The following is a 20,103-nucleotide window of genomic DNA, read 5'->3' as shown; positions in this document are numbered from 1 at the left end:
CATGTACAATAATCATATTTCCTCTAAATGAAAGGTTGATGTCAAAATGGCACAGGAAATTGAAATAGAGCTAAAGCAATTGTTAATGAAAGAAGAATTTGAACAACTGATACAACATTTTCAATTGAAGGATTCGGATTTTCACACACAAACCAACTATTACTTTGATACACCTCAATTTGATATAAAATCTCAATTCGCTGCACTAAGAATGAGAGAAAAAGACGGTCAGTGGGTTCTCACGTTAAAGGAACCACACGAAATAGGCTTGCTCGAAACCCACCAAACGATCGCTCCTCCTTCAAGCCTTGACGATTTTCAGCTGCCAGAAGGTGAAGTAGCTGACAGGTTAGACCATCTGAACATTCAAAAGGATCAAATTGTGTATTTTGGTTCACTTGAAACATCAAGGGCTGAAAAAATGATCAAAGAAGGCTTAATTGTTTTGGATTACAGCCGATATTTAACAGTAGAGGACTATGAACTTGAATTTGAAGTGAGCGACCTGGAAATCGGACAAGCCGCATTCTCCGCATTGCTCCAAAAATTCCAAATCCCTGTACGAAACACGAAAAACAAAGTCGTACGTTTTTATGAAGAGAAAATGAAAACACAGAATAGATGAATTCCTTGAAGGAGGAACATGATGAACGTCAATCAACTTCAATCCTTTATGCAGCTTCAAGCGCTTAAAACGTTACAATCAGACCCTGGACAAACACAAATACCGGCCGGCCAAGAATCGAATGCACAAGCTTCATTTCAGTCGCTGCTGCAAGATTTTTTAGGCGGATCAGAATTATCACGCCTGCCGCTTTCTATTTCTGCGTTTATGGGAACGGACCCATCAACGGCTCCGAACACGCAATACGCGCGTACAAACCCATACTTGTCTGCTATCGCTGGCAGTGAGCAGCTTCAATCTCCATCTTCATATGCGAATGACGCTCAATTGAATACAGCGAACGGCATTGGGAATGTCTTAAACAACAGCTACACGCCGCCGCTTCAAAAGGCTGTTTCAAACGGCTCATCATCAAAAGAAATTAATCAAATCGTGTCACAAATGGCTCAAAAGCATGGCGTTCCAGAGAAGCTGATTCATGCGGTCATCAAGCAAGAATCCGGCTATCGTACGAATGCGGTCAGCCATGCAGGAGCACTTGGCCTCATGCAGCTTATGCCATCTACTGCTAAGTCACTTGGTGTGAATAATGCCTTTGATGCGGCCCAAAACATCGAAGGCGGCACAAAGTATATAAAACAAATGCTTCAGAAATATAATGGAAATGTCTCACTTGCCTTAGCTGCTTATAATGCAGGCTCAGGAAATGTTGATAAATACGGTGGCATTCCACCATTTAAAGAAACACAAAATTATGTAAAGAAAATCACAGCACAATATTTCGCTTAAACCGAAGAGAATAACCTCTTCGGTTTTTTGTATGTCGCTTTTCACCCTTTTTTGACTGAATGTGTTATGATATGGTCAATTGATCACGGAACCCGCCTCTCCCCTTATTTCCAATAGACCAAAGCGGTTTGTTTGTGGAATTGAGTTGAGGTTGTTAAAATAAGTATACAAGAATAGAAACAATAAAATAGAACAAACTGAATATCACTTTTGAAATAAATGAATTCACAATAGGGCGCTTCATCCTATTAACTACGAGTAAAAGGAGTAGTCAACATGGTACAATCGTTTAACGCACCTTACGAAGCGGTTGGAGAGGAACTTCTATCGCAACTTGTTGATACTTTTTATGAAAATGTAAAGTGTCATCCTTTGCTTCATCCTATTTTCCCGGATGACTTAAAAGAAACAGCAAGAAAACAAAAACAGTTTTTAACTCAATATTTAGGCGGACCCCCGCTTTATACAGAGGAGCATGGTCACCCTATGCTGCGGGCGAGACATCTCCCTTTCCCGATTACTGAGGAGCGGGCTGACGCATGGCTTGAATGCATGGAGGATGCGATGGATCAAGTAGGATTAACCGGCGATATTCGTGACTTTTTATTTGAGCGGCTTTCTCTAACGGCTCGTCATATGGTCAATCAAACACCCGAAAAGGATGGACGATCTTGAGCTGCAATACGCACGATCAATATTTCTCACACTGTCACGGACATCCTCAAAAGCCGATTGAAATCTATGTATTCATTGACCCTCTAAGTCCAGACTGCTGGTTATTAGAGCCATCCATTAAAAAATTGAAAATGAAGTACGGCCGTTTTTTCACTTTACGAACGGTGACAAGTTCTAGTATTAATGCATTGAATCGAAAACGAAAAAAGCATTTACTGACCGAAGCATGGGGGAAATTTGCTACCAAAACTCAGACCAAAAAAGAACAAATGCTGTCCGAACAAATTGTGACTTCACCCTACCTCGCCTCGCTTGCATTAAAAGCGGCTGAGCTTCAAGGCAGAAAATGCGGAATGAAGTTTCTGCGTCTCATTCAAGAATCACTTTTTTGCCATCAGCAAGATGTGACAAGTGAACATGTGCTGCTAGAAAATGCAAAAAGTGCTGGACTGGACATCGAGGAATTCCAGCGCGATATTCATTCTCAAAGTGCTGTTAAAGCACTACAATGTGATATGAAAATTGCAGCTGAAATGGACGTATCTGAGCTTCCGACCTTTGCCTTTTTTAATACAGTAAACGGGGATGAAGGTTTAAAAATTTCAGGTGCGTACTCTTATGATGTATACGAGGAAATCCTTTTTGAAATGATTGGTGAAAAACCAACACCTTCAGAACGGCCTCCAATTGAATGGTTTATTGCTTACTTTCAATTTGCATCTGCAAAAGAGATTGCTGTCGTTTATGACCTGACACTTGAAGAAGTTGAACGAGAAATGAAAAAGCTGGCTTTCGCTAAAAAGGTAGAACGTGTACAAGTACATCAAGAAATGTTTTGGCGCTATAAAGTAGATGATCATCATTCAGATCTTGATCTCTACCGCTGTGAGAATGAACATGGGTGCTGACCCATGTTTTTTCTTTACCCTAAAAAGGAACATCCGTTCTATTTTTAAGCACGAAGAAACCGCGCCGGGATAAGCGCGGTTTCACTATGTCTTAACGACAACAAAGGGGATGGGAGAAATTTTTCACGGTCAAACAAAGGGGTAATGTTTGTATGTGATTAATTTCACATCTGTAGTATATCAAATTTTGTCGACTTATGACAACAGATATACTATAAGTTCATATTTTTGTCACAAAACATAAGAGGGTTGTCACTTTCATATAGTGAAAGTAACGAAAAAATGGAGGGATCTGCATGCGCAGCACAACCATTGGACTTGTTTCCATTGGCTTATGTTTCTTTTTAAATATATTAGGCTTAATGAAAATGCTTCCTCTTTATCTAACATCCCCACTCTTATTTGCTTCTATTCTTTTTACACTTTATCGAATGAACCACCGGAAGACCTTTAAGGGATTTAAAGGTTGATGATAAGAAGCGGCCTCTACATGCAAAGAGGTCTTTTTTTATGAGAAAAAAACTCCTGTCAAAAGATGAGTTTGCACTCACGCGTCTGACAGAAGTCTTTTCATCACTCACCCGTTTTAGAGATGAGCTCTTCCATTTCTTTCAGCTTTTCTTCGAACAATTGACATGCTGCTTTGATTGGTTCTTTGGAAGCCATATCAACACCTGCTTTTTTCAACACATTGATTGGATAATCAGAGCTTCCTGCTTTAAGGAAGTCTGTGTAGCGCTCCACCGCAGGTTTTCCTTCTTCTAATATTTGCTTGCTTAATGCCTGTGCAGCACTATAGCCTGTTGCATATTGATATACATAATAGTTGTAATAGAAGTGAGGAATTCTCGTCCATTCTAATCCGATTTCTTTATCCACAACCATGCCGTCTCCAAAATACTTCTTATTCAGGTCGTAATAAAGGTTCGTCATAAATTCCGGCGTTAAAGCCTCTCCTTCTTGCGCTTTCACATGAATAAGATGCTCAAACTCAGCAAACATCGTCTGTCTGAATACCGTTCCTCTGAATCCTTCTAACAAGTGATTTAACACATACAAACGCTGCTTTTTATCATCTAGATGATTCAGCAGGTATTCGCCAAGTAACGCTTCGTTTGTCGTAGAAGCCACTTCAGCTACAAAGATACTATAGTTTCCATACGGATATGGCTGATGCTTTCTTGTATAGTAGCTGTGGACAGAGTGCCCAAATTCATGAGCCAGTGTAAATAAATTATCAATATTATTTTGCCAGTTCATGAGGATATATGGATTTGTACCATAGCTTCCAGATGAATACGCACCGCTGCGTTTCCCTTTATTCTCATAAACGTCTACCCAGCGATTGCTCAGTCCCTCTTTTAACACGGACACATATTCTTCTCCTAATGGCGCTAACCCTTTTAGCATATAATCTTTTGCTTCATCGTAGGTTAGCTTCATACCAGCATCTTTTACAAGTGGTGTATACAAGTCATAATTGTGCACTTCATCAAGCTTTAATACCTTTTTACGCAATTCAATATAACGGTGTAATAACGGTAAATATTGATGAACTGTATCAATCAGATTGTCATATACTTCTTCTGGAATACTGTTCCGAGATAGTGCCGCTTCTCTTGCTGATTTATAATTTCGTACTTTTGCATAAAAATTATCCTTTTTAATCGAACCGCTCAGTGTCGAAGCAAGCGTGTTTTTATACTGATCATACGTTTTATACACAGCTTTAAAGGCATTCTTTCTCACTTCACGGTCATCACTGTTTAAAAATGTGATAAAGTTGCCGTGGGTAATCTTCTTTTCTTCCCCATTTTCATCCTTTACAGAAGGGAACGAAATATCAGCATTGTTAAACATACTAAAAGTAGTAGATGAAGTTGAGAGTGGTTCAGAGGCCTCAGCTAATAAAGCTTCTTGCTCCTCACTTAAAATATGTGGACGCTCTTTATTAATTTCTTCGAGAGCATGGGAATACAGTTTTAATTCTTCTTTTTCCAGAATAAACTGCTGCAATTTATCTTCTTGAATCGATAAAATCTCTGGAACAATATAAGCAGAAGTACTAGAGAGCTGTGTAAATAAATTCGATGCTTTATCATTCAGCGCTTGAAATGATGAGTTAGTTGTATCCTCATCGTATTTCATGTGCGCATATGTATAAAGCTTACCAAGCTTTTCAGAAAGCTGATCCTGAAAGGTTAGGGCTTCATACAGTACATCAGCAGAATGGGCCAGCTTGCCTTTAAATTGGGCTAGCTTAGGAATTTCTTTTTTGACCGCTTCGAATTCCTTGTTCCATGCATCAACGCTTTCAAAAATATCTTCAAGACGCCATTTGTTTTCTTCTTTTACTTCGCTTCTGTCTGGTAAATGGTTATTTTTGCTTTGTGAAGTCATATGAATCCCCCTTGCATAAGTTGTGTTGAACCAACCTTTCGGAAAGTGAAAGAAATTGGTGTTGTATTTATCTTCTTTGTTTTGAACTATATTTGTCAAATCATATGCAGAAATAAATACCAAACAGACTAAAAAAATGAGAAAAAAGCGTTTCTTTCTATTCAATCGCAGCACCACCTTTTTCTTATCATGATCAAAGTGGGCATGAAACATGCTAATGAAATAAGAAAGCATCTCGTTTGAACGCTTCATCTACTGTTCGTATCGGCATTTGATTCGACGCTACTTCATAATTACCCTCTTTCGTCATGTGTAAAAACCCTTGTTTGACAAGCGCCTTAACATATGCAGTGATGACCTCTTGTATTTCTTCTATTGAAACATCACCGTATCGGAGCTTTACTTCTTTCATCTGGACACACCGCTTGATTTCTTTCATCAGCAGTTGAACCGTTACTGGACTGCTTCCTTTTTTCCTCATCATCCAATCATACAGACACCCCTGCCAGACATAAACAGGACTTGTAAAAATATACGTTTCTTTCAGCGGGATAAATAATTCAGTTGGCAGAAAAGGGAAAGCCATTTGATGATGCTCATAGAAAATGTCTCTCAACCGTTTGCTTTCATTTGATAAAATGCGGGGAGGCCGCTGCCTAAATTGCTGTATACATCTAAGCCATTGCTTGAAGACTGGACGCTTGCTTGAGGGCTGAGATAGGAGCGCCGAAAGTTCGCGGTATGCTGTTGGCGGTCTGACAGTCATGGCGGCACATATTTTCGTTGGTTGAAATACGAGAAGTTGAGCAAGATGGATGAATCTATTCTGGAGCGGACAGTAAAAAATCAGACTCCCTTTCTGTGATTCCCTTAACATTCCCCAATGAATGGAGGAGAAGGAAAAGAGCTGGGCAGATATTCGCTTTAAACGATTTGCCCCTATTACCCATATAGGGATGAGCCCCGCTTCACGGAGTCCTGCCGTTCTTTTACGCAGCTCTTGCCGGGAAATATTTGAACATTGATATTCAATTGCATAGCTTGTTCCTCCAATAGAGACGGCCACGTCAGGACGCTGATGAACTTTTGACACATACTTTTCAAGCACCGGTTTATGTCCCAGCTGCTGAAGCCAATTCATGATGGCTTCTTTCCCCGCCTGATGATAAGCCGTTTCGCCTGAGGCTAGTGGACATGCTGTCAGCTGTTTATGTGCAAAATGATACACACGTTGTTCACCAAGCTTTAATTGCACCTCCTCCCTGCAATCAGGACAATAAAATTTGCATGTCGTTCTTACATGCTCCAGCCGGTTTTTCGATAAATGATGTGTAATTCGAATAAGCTTTCCATTATCCATGATCGCTGTATTCATTCAGCTCGCCCCTTACTCTTTGATGACCGTATTATAGCTTGTTCGTCTATTAAGAAGCGAATAGGCAAAATGAACTTTTATCATGTCAAAACATGATTTTACTGATGTTTTCCTGAGGAAAATAAAAAAACCCCCTGATAAAAAGGGGGAAAATACAATCTTTATAGTAATGGTGATAATAATCTTGCTGTGGATTCAAACAGTCTTACCCTTAACGGTCTCTTTGCAAATTCTTCTGGGACAATTTCATGCGACTGCTCTAAATCACCTAAGAAGTCGTTCACGAGCTTCTCTGTGCTTTTCGTTTTATATAGGAAGGCATTCACTTCAAAATTCAAATGAAAGCTTCTCATATCCATGTTGGCCGTTCCTATCGAAGCCAGCTCGCTATCTACAATGATAAATTTACTATGCATAAAGCCTTGATCATACTCATACACCTTTGCTCCTGCTTCTAAAAGCTCTGGGAAGTATGAACGGGACGCATGGAAGACGATCCGTTTATCTGGATTCTTCGGAGCAATAATCCGTACGTCTACTCCGCTTAATGCAGCAATTTTCAATGCAGACAAAATATCATCATCCGGCACAAAATACGGTGAAGCGATCCAAATAGACTTTTTGGCAGAGATAATCATGGAGAAAAAGAGATTTTTAATGACCTCCCACTGTTTATCAGGACCGCCAGCAATCATTTGTACGCCTTCTGTTGTGCTCTCAAGGTGGCTGAAATCTTTGAAGTAGTCCACACCTGCGCATCTCTCATTCGTCATATAGTACCAATCCTGCATGAAAATCTGCTGCAGGTCACGAACAGCTTCCCCCTTAATCATCAAATGCGTGTCACGCCAAAATCCATATTGTCTGCTTCTGCCCATATATTCGTCTCCAATGTTCAGCCCGCCGACAAATCCGGCTTCTCCATCAATCACGACAATTTTTCGGTGATTTCGGAAATTGATTTTATTATTTAACAGGGGGAGCCTGACTGGTAAAAACGGAACGATCTGAACGCCAGCCTTTTCGAGGTCAGCAATATATTGGCGAGAGAGCTTTAAGCTTCCTACATCGTCATATAAAAAGCGGACAATCACGCCATTTTTCGCTTTATCAATTAGAATATCCTTTAATTCTTGCCCAAGGTCATCGTGGCGGAGAATATAATATTCTAGATGAATGTGATGTGTCGCTTTTTTGATTTCTTCAAAAATATGAGAAAATGTTTCTTCTCCATTGGTCAGGACTTTAGAGGACGTGCGATACGTAATAGGGGTATGTCCAAGTCTGTGGGCCAGCTTAAATAAGAGCTGCTGATGATCACCCATATGCGTCATTTTCTCAATCGCTTCTCTATGAATATGTTCATCTTCCTGGATTAACTGTTCGTCCAGGATGGCTTTCTTTTCAAACAGCCGGCGCTTTTTGATATTGCGTCCAAAGAAAATGTAGAACAAAAAGCCGAATAACGGAAAGCTGCCAAGCAGGACAAGCCACGTAATCGTTTGAGATGGATTCCGGTTCTCCAAGAATATGACAAACCCGATGAAGATAATCGATAAAGTGAATAGAACACTGACAGAGCTTAATACACTTACCGCTAAATCACCGGCAATTATTTGAATGACTAAATAAGCACCTATCGTAATGATAAGAAAAAATAGAACTTTGACTAAATTTCTCATTTCATTTTCTCCTTGCCGATCTCTTTATTTACCTATTCATTCAGATAAAAAAGCCGATTCCTCTATAGAAATCGACTTTTGTTGGTTACGAGAAGTGCTGTTGAATCGTTTCAAGGGCGTTTCCTTCGATAATCAGCTGACCGTATTCTTTCAGTCTGTAAATGCTGACCACTGATTCATGAGCATATTCAAGCAAAATGCTGAGCTTATTCTCCACTTGCTCATCTGACAAATCCTCGTGGAAGTCAACATATAGATAATAACGGTTTTCAAACGAATATAAACTTGTGGTAAAATCCTGCATATTTAATTGAGAAAGTGCAATCAAATCTTCAAAGTCATCCATTTTCAACACAAATTGAAGTTGAAGTTTTTTGTCTTTCTCATTATGGTCTTCTTGATCCTGCTCTTCTTTTTGAAAATCATCGAGCAGTGCGTCTAGACTTTCTTCATCTGTTTGATCTTTTTTATCTTCTGGAATCGGCAATTCGAGCTTTTGTCCATCTTTAGAAAGTTGGGCTTTCGTCACGACAATTTCAAGACCTTTGTCAAGTGCCTGCACTTGAATCCAAAGCGGTCCCTCTACTGCAAATTCTTCTTCTTCGTGCACTTCGTCCATTACTTCCCAAAACAGCTCTTCACTGCGTTCACGATTATACCAAATCTCTTCACGGTCAAATCCGCGATCTTCAATATCACCGTAAGAAATATAAAATTTCACTGTATGTTCATTAATTCTTTCAATTTCCATTTTGCCAACCTTCCCTTCTATATAAGATGTTGAAGGGACATACAAGCTCCCAATTAATAGTACTTTACTACACTTTACCCGTTCCGTCTACATGTTAACCGTTTAAAGAATTGAGGTATTACTTCGTACTATCTATTTTATGATAAAACATGAATAAAAGAAATAAAAACGCATTTTTTGCAGAGAAAACTTGCAGAAACATATATTTGAATTGTCTTCATATATTGGTTGTACGAGCTCTATTAGACATGAGGTGAAATGGATGGAAACAGAGTGGATCGTATCCTTACTAATGATTATTGGCATAGATCTGATTTTAGGCGGGGATAACGCGTTGATCATTGCGATGGCTAGCCGCAGCTTGTCAAATGACAAACGCAATAAAGCCATATGGATCGGCACACTTTTGGCAGTGCTGATGAGAATTATGATGACGGGTGCCGCAGTTTATTTATTGACCATCCCTTATTTGCAATTTATCGGCGGGCTTTTTCTCCTTTATATAGGATACAATTTGTTAATTGAACAAAAGAAAGAATCGATTCGCATTAAAAGCAGCGGCTCCCTTTGGCGTGCGGTTCAGACCATTGTGATTGCAGATCTCTTTATGTCACTTGATAATGTGATTGCAGTTGCAGGTGCGGCAAAAGGCAACATGCTGCTGACCGCTTTTGGCCTTATGATTTCAGTACCGATTATTATTTGGGGAAGTAAGCTAATTCATGCCGCTTTAACCAAATTCCCGTTTCTTTTATACGGAGGAAGTGCTCTTTTGGCTTTTACTGGCGGTGAAATGATTGTTCGTGATGTGAAATTGAATGAATTTATGGCTCAGCATGCGACTCTTGAATTCATGCTCCCGTTTTTAACGGTCGTAATGGTCATTTTAGCCAGCCTATTTTACGAACAAACGGCTGAAAACAAATAAAAAAAGCTGCCAAATGATCGGCAGCTTTTCGTTTTTCAATTAGTTAGCAAGTCGCTGAGCTTCTCTTAGTTGGAATGTACGAACCGTTCTTGGAAGGAAACGTCTAATTTCATCTTCATTGTAGCCAACTTGTAGTCTTTTTTCATCCAAGATGATTGGACGTCTTAAAAGACCTGGATGCTCATTGATCAGTTTATACAATTGTTGAAGAGGCATTGTCTCAACATTCACATTTAGCTTTTGGAATACTTTTGAACGTGTTGAGATAATTTCATCTGTACCGTCTTCAGTCATTCGAAGAATTTCTTTAATTTCATCGATTGAAAGAGGCTCAGAAAAGATGTTTCTCTCTTGATACGGAATATTGTGCTCTTCTAACCACGCTCTTGCTTTTCTACATGATGTACAGCTTGGTGATGTGTATAATGTTACCATAAATCTTCACTCCTCAATTTGTAGAATGAATATTGATCTGTATTCTTAAATTAAAATTGTTCTAAATAAGTAATCTTTATAGTGATTATACTATAAAAAAGTAAGTGTGAACAGATTTTCTTGCAACTTTTGTGACAAAAACTAGACAATTTCATTCATTTTGTGGTGCTGCTTGATGTCTGAACATTCTCATTTAGTCGAGATGATCGAAAATATTTTTTTGTTTTCTATTTTCAATGACCTTCAATACATCATCAACATCCTCATACGACTGCCCATACCATTCTTCATCTTTATACGTATGGATTCGTTCATAGGTCTTCTTCATAGCCTCCATCATTTCTTCCTCATTATCTGTAAGAGGCGACCAATAAAGGATTTCCATGCGGTTCACTTCATTTGTTGCAAGTGACCTGCGTTTATAACCGATTGATTCTGCATGCTTGAAGTGCTCTCTTTGGTAAAACTTTAGGCGTTTTGCAGTATCTGCATCATCTTCATCTACAGGCTCGACCTCAAGCAAGATCGGTTTCTTTTTTTCCTTCAGCTTATGAATGAGCTTTGATCCGAGGCCTTCACCTCTTGCATCTCTGGAAACAAATAAATAATCGATAAAGATGAAAGAATCAAATTCGGCGTACATCATCACGTGATGAGGTCCTTCCTCCTTATGATAAATATCACTTCTTTCCTTTAATAAAGCTTCCATATGCTCTTTTGACTTCATTTCTTCTATCGGGAAGTATTCACTGAGCTTTTCATACCAATTCATGGATCCGCTCCTTATGATATCGTTAAGAACCACTTCCTTAGATATTCCCGATTTCCTGCTATTTAAACGCCTGTACTAGTAAGACGCAGCAAAGTCTTCACTAGTTTCACTTTTTTTCAAACAACAGAAAAAAGTTTTATATCGAACGGTCCATGTGTAGTTGAAAACAGACAAACAGGATGAGTGTCAGCGCTATTTGAAACATGATGAAATAAAGATACTTCATGCGCGGTGCTTCTTGCTTCTGATTGCTTGTCTTTCGGTTAAGCATATATTCCACCGAAAAAGACACAATGCCAATGAGCACCATAAACACGAGCATCCACTGTCCTCCATTTGGTTTTCTCAAAAAAGACGTTGAAAAAAGCATGAATACGATCAGACAATGAAACAATGAGTAGCGAAACGTCTTCCATATCGACATCTGATTTCCTCCTAGAAACCGCTTGTTGTTATCTAGAAATTACCATCATCTTATTTTTTGTAAAATAAAAAAAGAAGCACTGACATAGCAGCGCTTCTTTCTTCTTTCTTCTTATGATTGTTTAGCTTGAAGCTCTTTGAATTCTTCCTCTGTGCAGCTCACAAAGTGACCTGGCTTCACTTCACGGAACTCTGTGTTTGTTCCTTTGTGAACAGATGGATCATACTTGATTCGTTTGCGGTTACGCTCATAATCAGGATCTGGAAGCGGAATCGCAGATAGTAATGATTTTGTATATGGATGAAGCGGATTTTCGTATAATTCATTCGCTGGTGCCAGCTCAACCAATTTTCCGAAATACATCACGCCAATACGATCGCTGATGTATTTTACCATGGACAGGTCATGAGCAATGAATAAGTACGTTAAGCCTTTTTCTTCTTGAAGTTCTTTCATTAAGTTGACGACCTGCGCTTGGATCGACACATCTAATGCAGAGATTGGTTCATCGGCTATGATAAAATCTGGTTCAACTGCTAATGCACGGGCAATCCCGATACGCTGCCTTTGACCACCAGAGAATTCATGCGGGTATCTGTTTGCATGCCCTTTGTTCAATCCAACGGTTTCAAGCAATTGGTATACACGCTCTTTACGTGCTTGCTTTGTTTTCGCAAGGCCATGAATGTCGATGCCTTCTGCAATGATATCAAGCACTGTCATTCTTGGGTTGAGTGAGGCATATGGATCTTGGAAGATCATCTGCATTTGACGGTTGAACTCAAGCATTTTTTGTCTTGATTTCTTCCCGTGTACACTTTCCCCTTTATAAAGAACCTCACCATCTGTCGCATCATAAAGTCTAATGATGGAGCGGCCCGTAGTGGATTTACCACAACCAGACTCCCCTACAAGGCCAAGTGTTTCACCTTTATAAATATCAAATGAAACTCCGTCAACTGCTTTCACAGTCCCTCTTGCTGTATGGAAATGCTGCTTCAAATTTTTGATTTCTAACAGTTTTTCTGCCATGCTATTCACCCTCTTTTACTAATACAGGTTTTTCGTAGCTACCTTCTAGTTCACGCATTCTCGCCTTTACAGAAGCAGGCGGTTCAACTTTAGGTGCATTTGGATGAAGTAGCCATGATTTCACATAATGCGTATCTGATACTTTGAACATTGGCGGTTCTTGTTCAAAGTCAATTTTCATTGCATAATCGCTTCGGAGTGCAAATGCATCTCCTTTCGGCGGGTTTGTCAGATCTGGTGGTGTTCCTGGGATTGCAGTCAGCTTTCCTTCATCTCCGCCATCTGTGTCAAGGCTCGGCATTGATGCTAAAAGTCCCCACGTATATGGATGTTTTGGATTGTAGAAAATTTCATCAACAGTCCCTGTCTCCACAATCTGTCCTGCATACATAACGGCTACACGATCAGCGACGTTGGCGACAACACCTAGATCATGCGTAATAAAGATAATAGATGTTTCCACCTTTTGCTGAATTTCTTTCATTAATTCTAAAATTTGCGCCTGAATCGTTACATCTAGTGCTGTCGTCGGCTCATCGGCAATCAATAGCTTTGGATCTGCTGCGAGCGCCATCGCGATGACAACCCTTTGTCTCATCCCGCCACTAAATTCGTGTGGGTATTGCTTTATTCTTTTTTCAGGCATTGCAATTCCAACAAGTTCCAGTAATTCAATAGCTCTTTTTTCAGCCGCTTCTTTTGAAATTTGTTCGTGCTTGAACAGTACTTCTGTAATTTGCTTCCCGACTTTCATCGTTGGATTCAAAGAAGTCATCGGATCCTGGAAGATCATTGAGATGTCTTTTCCTCGAATGGTTTGCATTTGTTTTTCTGTTTTCTTGACGATATCTTGCCCATCAAACAGGATCTGTCCGCGCTTGAAATAACCCGGCGGCATCGGTATTAATCTCATGATGGCCTGTGATGTCACACTTTTACCAGAGCCAGATTCACCTACAATAGCAAGTGTCTCGCCTTTATTTAAGTGGAAGTTCACACCACGAATGGCTTGAACCTCTCCACCATATGTTTTAAATGAGATTGCAAGGTCTTTCACCTCTAGAATACGTTCACGTTCCATCCTAATCACTCCTTATTTACGCAACTTCGGATCTAAAGCGTCTCTTAGTCCGTCTCCAACCACGTTAAAACCAAACATTGTTATACAGATAAATGCGGCTGGGAACCATAATCTCCAAGGATAGTACGTCATGGCCGGAATTCCGTCAGACGCCATTGTTCCCCAGCTCGCTAATGGAGCCGGTACACCAAGTCCAAGATAGCTTAAGAATGCCTCCGTGAAAATAGCTGAAGGAATGGTGAGTGTCATTGTGACAAGAATTGGTCCCATTGAGTTTGGAATTAAGTGTTTAAATAAAAGTCTAGATGTTTTCGCACCTAATGTTTGTGCAGCAAGAACGTACTCTTGACTCTTTAATTGTAGAACCTGTCCCCGAACGATACGTGCCATGTTTATCCAGCCTACGACTGTCATGGCGAGGATAATTGTTAATAATCCTTTTGGCAGAACAACCATCATTAAGATAACCATTAATAGTGTTGGAATTGCCCATAAAACGTCTGCGATACGCATCATGACTTCATCTGTACGGCCGCCTTTGAACGCAGCAATACTTCCCCAGATAATACCGATGATCACGTCAAGGACCGCTGCAGCAAGACCGATGAAGATCGAAATTCTTGCCCCGACCCATGTACGGACAAACATGTCACGTCCTAAATCATCTGTACCGAACCAGTGCTCTTTTGAAGGTGGCTGGTCTGCATTCAGTAAATCGGTCGTCGAGTAATCATATTTAGAAAAAATCGGAACAAAGATGGCCAGCATCACAATAATAAAAATGATTGAAAGGCCAACCATTGCAAGTTTATTTGCACGGAAGCGAAGCATAGCATCCTTCCATAAAGATAGACTAGGTTTAGAAATTTTTTCAGATTCTGCTGCGTCAGCTGTCGCAGGAACAAATAAATCTTTTCTCATCTCTTCCATGTGTTAGACCCCTTTCTTCGCCTTCGTCAGTTTAATTCTAGGATCGATAATACCGTAGAGGACGTCAACGACTAGAATACTGATTAATAGAATAATACTGTAGAAGACTGTGACACCCATGATGACGGTGTAATCACGGTTTGTAATACTTGTGACAAAGTGAGAGCCTAATCCAGGAATACCGAAAATCTTCTCCACGACAAAACTACCTGTTAACACTGAAGCAGCCATTGGTCCCATATATGTAATGACAGGTAACAATGCGTTTCGAATTGCGTGTTTAATCGTCACAGCTGATTTCGTTAATCCTTTCGCTCTAGCCGTTCTAATGTAATCACTGTTTAGAACTTCAAGCATACTTGACCGTGCAAGTCTAGCGATAAATGCCATAGGCATGAAGGAAAGTGCAATAGAAGGTAGTACGGTGCTGGCCCAAGACTCCCATCCTGCAACTGGGAAAATCGCTATAACGCTTGCCTCAGATGCAAATACATATTGTAGTAGCGCAGCTAAAATGAAACTTGGAACTGAAATTCCAAAGATCGTTAAAATGGCAATCGTATAGTCCTGCCACTTGTTATGATAGAGCGCTGCAAGGACCCCAAACAATACACCAAATGCTAATGCGAGGAGAATTGCCTCAATTCCGAGGGTAAAGGAAACGGGGAATCCAGAACTGATTAAGTCATTTACAGTTTGTCCTTTATATTTAAATGAGGGACCAAAATCTAATTTTGCAACTGAACCTAAGTAGTTTACATATTGAACAAATAAGGGCTTGTCCAACCCGTAGTGCTCGTTTAGGTTTGCTTCAATTTCAGCAGGAAGTTTCTTCTCACCAGAGAATGGACCACCCGGTGCTGCCTGCATGAGAAAGAAAGTTGCAGTTACAATAACAAACAGTGTGATTAAAATATATATTAATCGCTTACCGATATATTTAAGCAACGGAATTGCACCTCCATGATTTTACAACATTTTCTCTAATCAGCAAGAAAGGTATATGGAGAGACATCCTCCATATACCTTAAGATCCTTGCCGTAGATCTCTTACACTATAATTCTTACTTTTCGAAATGTGCCCATTTGTATTGAACATCACCTAGTCCAGATACAACCACACCTTTTAGTTTTGGATCTTGTACCCAAAGCTGAGTGTAGAAGTAAATTGGTGCTATAGGCATATCGTTGATGATGATTTCTTCTGCTTTTTTCAGCATTTCTTCACGTTTCGTTTTATCTGTTTCTTTAGCAGAATCATTCAACAATTGTTTGTACTCTTTGCTTTCCCATCCAGTGTCGTTGTTTCCACCGTCTTTATCTTTGTAAAGCTCAAGGAAGTTCACTGGATCGTTGAAGTCACCTAACCAGCCCATACGTCCGATTTGGTAATCTCCGCTGTGGATTTTGTCGATGTATACGTTCCACTCAGAGTTATCAAGTTCAACTTTCACGCCTAAATCCTTTTTCCACATTTCTTGAATTGCTTGAGCAATCTTTTGGTGGCCTTCATCTGTGTTGTAAGAAAGTTTCAATGCTGGAAGATCAGAAACTGACTTATAACCTAATTCTTTCACACCTTTTTCAAGAAATTCTTTAGCAGTTGCTACATCGTGATCTTTGAAGTAGCCAGTTTTGTTATCAGTGAATCCTTCCATTGTTGGAGGAACGATTGCCATAGCTGGCACTTGCTCACCTTGCGTAATTTTGTCAACGATCGCTTGACGGTTGATTGAGTATGCAAGGGCCTTACGGATGTTTGCATTGTTTAAAGGTTTAACTTCTGTGTTGAATTTGTAGTTATAGATACCTGCGATCGTTTGGATTTTAAGACCGCCTTCTTTTTTCAATGTTTTTAAAGACTCAGTTGGAAGGCTTCCAGTTGGTGAACCAGCCCAGTCAAGCTCGCCTTTTTTGAACATGCTAAGCTCAGTGTTTGTATCTTTGATCATAGACATGTTAATCTTTTTCAATTTCACAGTATCTTTATCCCAGTATTCATTGTTCTTTTCAAGCGTGATAGAACCGCCATGTTTCCATTTAGAAAGAACGAATGGTCCGTTAGATACGTAGTTTTCACCAGCATTTGTGAACCAGTTTTTATTCTTTTCAGCCACTTTTTTGTTGACTGGCATATACGTATAGAATGCAGTTAGTTCAGTAAAGAACGGTGTTGGGTTCTCTAGCTCAACTACAAGCGTTTTGTCGTCTTTAGCTTTAATGCCAACATCAGCAACTTTCGCTTTCCCTTTGTTCGCTGCTTCAGCACCTTTAATATAGTAAAGCTGGTAAGCATATTGAGATTCATTTTTAGGATCTAATGCCCATTTCCAAGCATATTCGAAATCTTTAGCTGTGACAGGGTCACCATTAGACCATTTTGCATCACGAAGTGTGAATGTGTATGTTTTACCATCAGCACTTGTTTTGATATCAGAAGCCATTGCATTTTCTGGCTTACCTTCAGCGTTAATTCTTGTTAAACCCTCAAAAGTCTGACGGATGACACTTCCTGAAGTTGAATCATTTGCCAATCCCGGATGTAGAGAAAAAGGCTCAGTGGAGATATTCACATTTAATGTTGTTTTAGCCTCTCCAGAACTGCTCGTGCTGTCGCCTGATTTGTTTCCGCTGAAACCACAAGCGCTTAATACAAGTGTGAAAATAAGCATTAAAGTAACAACAGACCAACGCTTTTTCAACTGTATTCCCCCTTATAATATGTTTTAGTTCAAAGGTCTCGATAGAAGATGAGATTCAGATTTAAGAAATAGCGTAAAAAAGTCCCTAAATAGCTTACTTTCTATTTCTTTTGTTTTTTCTGAATTTTCACTATGTATAGAGCCTAGCACAAACGTGTGAACAAATTAATTATAATGAATAGAATAATTTATTGCAATATCAATTTCATATATTTTTAAAAAACGTAAATGGGGATAAAGAGGGATTTTTATAAACTAAAGTCTCAATCACTTCAACAAATTAAAGCGTAAATTGATTAAAATAATTTAACAAATTCAGCAGGAATAATGTTTTATACATATAATTAATCATCCTTTTTTAAAAAATTCTGACAGATAGTTGGTTTTTTATCTAAAATTTCAGATGTCAAACGGCATGATGAGAAGGTCACATGAGGGCTTCGTGACTTTTTTATGGTCATCCTTTATAATAGATAGACATACTGTTGCGATGAAAAAGAAGAGTACATATATTCACCATTTACAGAGAGTCTGCGGCTGGTGCGAGCAGATAATGGCATGTATGGAATGGGCTTTGGAGCAGCTAACCGAACACTTTTGAAAGTTAGTAGGCTTAGACGGAGCAGTCTCCGATATCAACGTCTTGAGTGATTTCTATGTGAAATAACAAGGGTGGTACCACGGTTCATTCGTCCCTTTTCTGTTGAAAAGTGACGGGTGGGCCTTTTTATATTGAAGAAAAGAGGTTTTAGTATGACAAAGAAGACAATTTTTTCAGGCATTCAGCCGAGCGGTTCTGTGACTTTAGGGAACTATATTGGAGCAATGAAGCAATTTGTCGATTTGCAGCATGATTATCATGGCTATTTTTGTGTAGTCGATCAACATGCGATTACGGTGAGTCAGGACCGGCTAGCTCTTCGCCAAAATATTAGAAGCTTAGCAGCTCTTTATTTAGCAGTTGGACTTGATCCAGAGAAGGCAACATTGTTTATCCAATCAGAGGTACCTGCTCACGCCCAGGCAGGATGGATGCTGCAATGTGTTGCTTATATTGGGGAATTAGAAAGAATGACCCAATTTAAGGACAAATCCGCTGGTAAGGAAGCGGTTGTTTCAGGCCTATTAACGTATCCCCCATTAATGGCTGGCGATATCTTATTATACGGTACTGATTTAGTCCCTGTCGGAGAAGACCAAAAGCAGCATCTTGAATTGACTAGAACGCTTGCTGAACGTTTTAATCGAAAATACAATGACATCTTCACTGTACCTGAAGTGAAAATTCCAAAAGAAGGCGCTCGGATTATGTCTTTAACAGATCCAACGAAAAAGATGAGCAAATCCGATCCGAACCAAAAATCCTTCATTACCTTATTAGATGAACCAAAGCAGCTTGAAAAGAAAATTAAAAGTGCTGTGACGGATTCTGAAGGCATCGTCAAGTATGACAAAGAGAACAAGCCTGGTATTGCCAACTTGCTGACGATTTATTCTGTATTAGGTAACGTATCGATTTCAGAGCTGGAACAAAAGTACGAAGGCAAAGGGTATGGTGAGTTTAAAGGAGATCTTGCGAACGTAGTCGTTGATGCTTTAAAACCAATACAAGATCGGTACTATGAACTCATTGAGTCAGACGAGCTTGACCGCATTCTTGACGAAGGTGCTGAAAAAGCAAACCGCGCAGCAAACAAAATGCTGAAAAAAATGGAGAATGCGATGGGTCTTGGCAGAAAACGCAAATAAAAAAAGCTTGCAGCACATCACGCTGCAAGCTTTTTCTAATTCACCTTTGATTCGTTTTCCATTTCCCAAAGCTTTTCAAAAAACGGCTGTCCTTTAATCATTTTTTCACAGAAAGCTAAATGATTCTCTGACCATCCATCAATGGTTTCATTGTAAAGCATGTTCCAAATCTCTTCGAATGACATTCGTTTGATTTGGTTGTACATGCGCGGGTTCCATTCCGTATACCAATACGCAATCTCCGCCCTGTTTTGAAGACCTTTTAATTGATCGAGCGCCATAAACATGAGCTGCTTCAGCTGTCTTTCTTTTCTCGTTAATCCACTGATGTGCTGCGGCGGCAATGACAAAATATGATACTCCTTCGCCGACTCAAGGCTGCCCTGAGAGAATTCATATTCCTCAGCCTTCACATCTTTCACCATTTCATACACCAATTGCTCCTGCCTTGGGATTAAACGGCTTTTCCTCACAGGAATGGAGTACCCAATCGTATCCACGGCAATGATTCGAATGCCGTCCGTGACCACAAAGCAATACTCTAATTTACGCCGTTCATGATTTTTTCGAATATATGATTTCTCAAATACAGATTCTAGCAGCGTCTTTGGCAGCTCTGAAAGATCATTCTCTATGTAATCAAACAAAGGACTCTGCACCTTGAGTAAAGGCACTTGATCTAACAGCTCCACACTGTCCTCCTTACGCCACTCATGAAAATGACACACATTGTAGCCATTTTCTTCCCCTTCAAACCAATTCACCCATACGTCATGAAGAAATAACATAACCAATCCCTCACTTTATAAAAACTGTTGTCCACAGTATGGGCAAGGGATAGAGAA

The 20,103-nt window shown here is 39.7% G+C and carries 20 protein-coding genes, 1 pseudogene and 1 other annotated feature; of the genes and pseudogenes, 7 read left to right on the top strand and 14 right to left on the bottom strand.

Going from position 1 to position 20,103, the window contains the following annotated elements; translation table 11 throughout:
- Window positions 1-46 precede the first annotated feature (46 nt).
- From MHH26_RS03580 to MHH26_RS03560, 5 genes are all read left to right on the top strand, one after another.
- Window positions 47-625: a CYTH domain-containing protein gene (locus MHH26_RS03580; RefSeq protein WP_334748660.1), complete on the top strand. Its 579-nt coding sequence runs from the start codon at window positions 47-49 to the stop codon at window positions 623-625.
- A gap of 21 nt (window positions 626-646) precedes the next feature.
- Complete coding sequence (locus MHH26_RS03575) at window positions 647-1,414, top strand: lytic transglycosylase domain-containing protein (protein ID WP_034663232.1); 768 nt, start codon at window positions 647-649, stop codon at window positions 1,412-1,414.
- Window positions 1,415-1,690: 276 nt separating this feature from the next.
- Window positions 1,691-2,089 (top strand): globin domain-containing protein, encoded by a 399-nt coding sequence (locus MHH26_RS03570; protein ID WP_008355333.1) that lies wholly within the window; start codon window positions 1,691-1,693, stop codon window positions 2,087-2,089.
- The gene (locus MHH26_RS03565) at window positions 2,086-2,997 is read left to right on the top strand and encodes a ClpXP adapter SpxH family protein (RefSeq protein WP_034663234.1); all 912 of its coding nucleotides are present in this window, start codon (window positions 2,086-2,088) and stop codon (window positions 2,995-2,997) included. Before MHH26_RS03570 ends, MHH26_RS03565 begins: the two co-directional genes overlap by 4 nt.
- Window positions 2,998-3,293: 296 nt before the next feature.
- A complete protein-coding gene (locus MHH26_RS03560; protein ID WP_034663238.1) occupies window positions 3,294-3,467 on the top strand; it encodes a hypothetical protein in 174 nt (57 codons plus the stop codon).
- Between the two features lie 103 nt (window positions 3,468-3,570).
- On the opposite strand, the gene pepF is transcribed toward MHH26_RS03560, so the two are convergent.
- From pepF to MHH26_RS19225, 5 genes and pseudogenes are all read right to left on the bottom strand, one after another.
- Complete coding sequence (gene pepF, locus MHH26_RS03555; RefSeq protein ID WP_282067363.1) at window positions 3,571-5,397, bottom strand: oligoendopeptidase F; 1,827 nt, start codon at window positions 5,395-5,397, stop codon at window positions 3,571-3,573.
- A 214-nt stretch (window positions 5,398-5,611) separates the two neighbouring features.
- On the bottom strand, window positions 5,612-6,772 hold the full coding sequence (locus MHH26_RS03550; RefSeq protein ID WP_340972367.1) for a competence protein CoiA: 1,161 nt from the start codon (window positions 6,770-6,772) through the stop codon (window positions 5,612-5,614).
- 161 nt (window positions 6,773-6,933) lie between these two features.
- Window positions 6,934-8,454, bottom strand: a complete 1,521-nt coding sequence (cls, locus tag MHH26_RS03545; RefSeq protein WP_106037857.1) for a cardiolipin synthase — start codon at window positions 8,452-8,454, stop codon at window positions 6,934-6,936.
- An 85-nt stretch (window positions 8,455-8,539) separates the two neighbouring features.
- Window positions 8,540-9,205 (bottom strand): adaptor protein MecA, encoded by a 666-nt coding sequence (gene mecA, locus MHH26_RS03540; protein WP_012009573.1) that lies wholly within the window; start codon window positions 9,203-9,205, stop codon window positions 8,540-8,542.
- Window positions 9,172-9,292: pseudogene (locus MHH26_RS19225) on the bottom strand (hypothetical protein); the annotation flags it as partial. The gene mecA and the pseudogene MHH26_RS19225, both read right to left, overlap by 34 nt.
- Window positions 9,293-9,467: 175 nt before the next feature.
- Here MHH26_RS19225 and MHH26_RS03535 point away from each other — a divergent pair.
- Window positions 9,468-10,133, top strand: a complete 666-nt coding sequence (locus MHH26_RS03535) for a TerC family protein (protein ID WP_034663251.1) — start codon at window positions 9,468-9,470, stop codon at window positions 10,131-10,133.
- A gap of 39 nt (window positions 10,134-10,172) precedes the next feature.
- Here MHH26_RS03535 and spxA read toward each other — a convergent pair whose 3' ends face one another.
- From spxA to MHH26_RS03495, 8 genes are all read right to left on the bottom strand, one after another.
- Window positions 10,173-10,568 carry a transcriptional regulator SpxA gene (gene spxA / locus MHH26_RS03530; RefSeq protein WP_003211421.1) on the bottom strand — a complete coding sequence of 132 codons (396 nt, stop codon included), beginning with the start codon at window positions 10,566-10,568 and terminating at the stop codon, window positions 10,173-10,175.
- A gap of 193 nt (window positions 10,569-10,761) precedes the next feature.
- Window positions 10,762-11,340: a GNAT family N-acetyltransferase gene (locus MHH26_RS03525; protein ID WP_340972364.1), complete on the bottom strand. Its 579-nt coding sequence runs from the start codon at window positions 11,338-11,340 to the stop codon at window positions 10,762-10,764.
- 136 nt (window positions 11,341-11,476) lie between these two features.
- Window positions 11,477-11,764 (bottom strand): hypothetical protein, encoded by a 288-nt coding sequence (locus MHH26_RS03520; RefSeq protein WP_307499454.1) that lies wholly within the window; start codon window positions 11,762-11,764, stop codon window positions 11,477-11,479.
- Between the two features lie 111 nt (window positions 11,765-11,875).
- Complete coding sequence (locus MHH26_RS03515; protein ID WP_340972361.1) at window positions 11,876-12,796, bottom strand: ABC transporter ATP-binding protein; 921 nt, start codon at window positions 12,794-12,796, stop codon at window positions 11,876-11,878.
- A 1-nt stretch (window position 12,797) separates the two neighbouring features.
- Window positions 12,798-13,877 carry an ABC transporter ATP-binding protein gene (locus MHH26_RS03510; RefSeq protein WP_034663262.1) on the bottom strand — a complete coding sequence of 360 codons (1,080 nt, stop codon included), beginning with the start codon at window positions 13,875-13,877 and terminating at the stop codon, window positions 12,798-12,800.
- 12 nt (window positions 13,878-13,889) lie between these two features.
- Entirely contained in the window at window positions 13,890-14,807 is a 918-nt protein-coding gene (locus MHH26_RS03505; RefSeq protein ID WP_034663265.1) for an ABC transporter permease, read from the bottom strand.
- 3 nt (window positions 14,808-14,810) lie between these two features.
- Window positions 14,811-15,755, bottom strand: coding sequence for an ABC transporter permease (locus MHH26_RS03500; protein ID WP_034663268.1), 945 nt, complete (start codon window positions 15,753-15,755; stop codon window positions 14,811-14,813).
- Between the two features lie 116 nt (window positions 15,756-15,871).
- Window positions 15,872-17,509: a peptide ABC transporter substrate-binding protein gene (locus MHH26_RS03495; protein ID WP_034666712.1), complete on the bottom strand. Its 1,638-nt coding sequence runs from the start codon at window positions 17,507-17,509 to the stop codon at window positions 15,872-15,874.
- 481 nt (window positions 17,510-17,990) lie between these two features.
- Window positions 17,991-18,209, top strand: a binding site (T-box leader).
- Window positions 18,210-18,262: 53 nt separating this feature from the next.
- Here MHH26_RS03495 and trpS point away from each other — a divergent pair.
- Window positions 18,263-19,258, top strand: coding sequence for a tryptophan--tRNA ligase (gene trpS, locus MHH26_RS03490; RefSeq protein WP_034663275.1), 996 nt, complete (start codon window positions 18,263-18,265; stop codon window positions 19,256-19,258).
- Window positions 19,259-19,293: 35 nt separating this feature from the next.
- Here the strand turns inward: trpS and MHH26_RS03485 are convergent, their stop codons facing one another.
- Entirely contained in the window at window positions 19,294-20,046 is a 753-nt protein-coding gene (locus MHH26_RS03485) for a YjbA family protein (RefSeq protein WP_307499453.1), read from the bottom strand.
- Window positions 20,047-20,103 lie beyond the last annotated feature (57 nt).

It is taken from the genome of Bacillus sp. FSL K6-2839 (assembly GCF_038003365.1).
GTDB lineage: Bacteria > Bacillota > Bacilli > Bacillales > Bacillaceae > Bacillus.
This window is presented reverse-complemented; position numbering and strand designations above follow the sequence as displayed.

Excerpts from the sequence above, each read along its gene's own strand:
- MHH26_RS03580 (WP_334748660.1), top strand. The coding sequence starts at position 47 with ATGGCACAGGAAATTGAAATAGAGCTAAAGCAATTGTTAATGAAAGAA.
- MHH26_RS03575 (WP_034663232.1), top strand. The coding sequence starts at position 647 with ATGAACGTCAATCAACTTCAATCCTTTATGCAGCTTCAAGCGCTTAAA.
- MHH26_RS03570 (WP_008355333.1), top strand. The coding sequence starts at position 1,691 with ATGGTACAATCGTTTAACGCACCTTACGAAGCGGTTGGAGAGGAACTT.
- MHH26_RS03560 (WP_034663238.1), top strand. The coding sequence starts at position 3,294 with ATGCGCAGCACAACCATTGGACTTGTTTCCATTGGCTTATGTTTCTTT.
- pepF (WP_282067363.1), bottom strand. The coding sequence starts at position 5,397 with ATGACTTCACAAAGCAAAAATAACCATTTACCAGACAGAAGCGAAGTA.
- MHH26_RS03550 (WP_340972367.1), bottom strand. The coding sequence starts at position 6,772 with ATGAATACAGCGATCATGGATAATGGAAAGCTTATTCGAATTACACAT.
- cls (WP_106037857.1), bottom strand. The coding sequence starts at position 8,454 with ATGAGAAATTTAGTCAAAGTTCTATTTTTTCTTATCATTACGATAGGT.
- mecA (WP_012009573.1), bottom strand. The coding sequence starts at position 9,205 with ATGGAAATTGAAAGAATTAATGAACATACAGTGAAATTTTATATTTCT.
- MHH26_RS03535 (WP_034663251.1), top strand. The coding sequence starts at position 9,468 with ATGGAAACAGAGTGGATCGTATCCTTACTAATGATTATTGGCATAGAT.
- spxA (WP_003211421.1), bottom strand. The coding sequence starts at position 10,568 with ATGGTAACATTATACACATCACCAAGCTGTACATCATGTAGAAAAGCA.
- MHH26_RS03525 (WP_340972364.1), bottom strand. The coding sequence starts at position 11,340 with ATGAATTGGTATGAAAAGCTCAGTGAATACTTCCCGATAGAAGAAATG.
- MHH26_RS03520 (WP_307499454.1), bottom strand. The coding sequence starts at position 11,764 with ATGTCGATATGGAAGACGTTTCGCTACTCATTGTTTCATTGTCTGATC.
- MHH26_RS03515 (WP_340972361.1), bottom strand. The coding sequence starts at position 12,796 with ATGGCAGAAAAACTGTTAGAAATCAAAAATTTGAAGCAGCATTTCCAT.
- MHH26_RS03510 (WP_034663262.1), bottom strand. The coding sequence starts at position 13,877 with ATGGAACGTGAACGTATTCTAGAGGTGAAAGACCTTGCAATCTCATTT.
- MHH26_RS03505 (WP_034663265.1), bottom strand. The coding sequence starts at position 14,807 with ATGGAAGAGATGAGAAAAGATTTATTTGTTCCTGCGACAGCTGACGCA.
- trpS (WP_034663275.1), top strand. The coding sequence starts at position 18,263 with ATGACAAAGAAGACAATTTTTTCAGGCATTCAGCCGAGCGGTTCTGTG.
- MHH26_RS03485 (WP_307499453.1), bottom strand. The coding sequence starts at position 20,046 with ATGTTATTTCTTCATGACGTATGGGTGAATTGGTTTGAAGGGGAAGAA.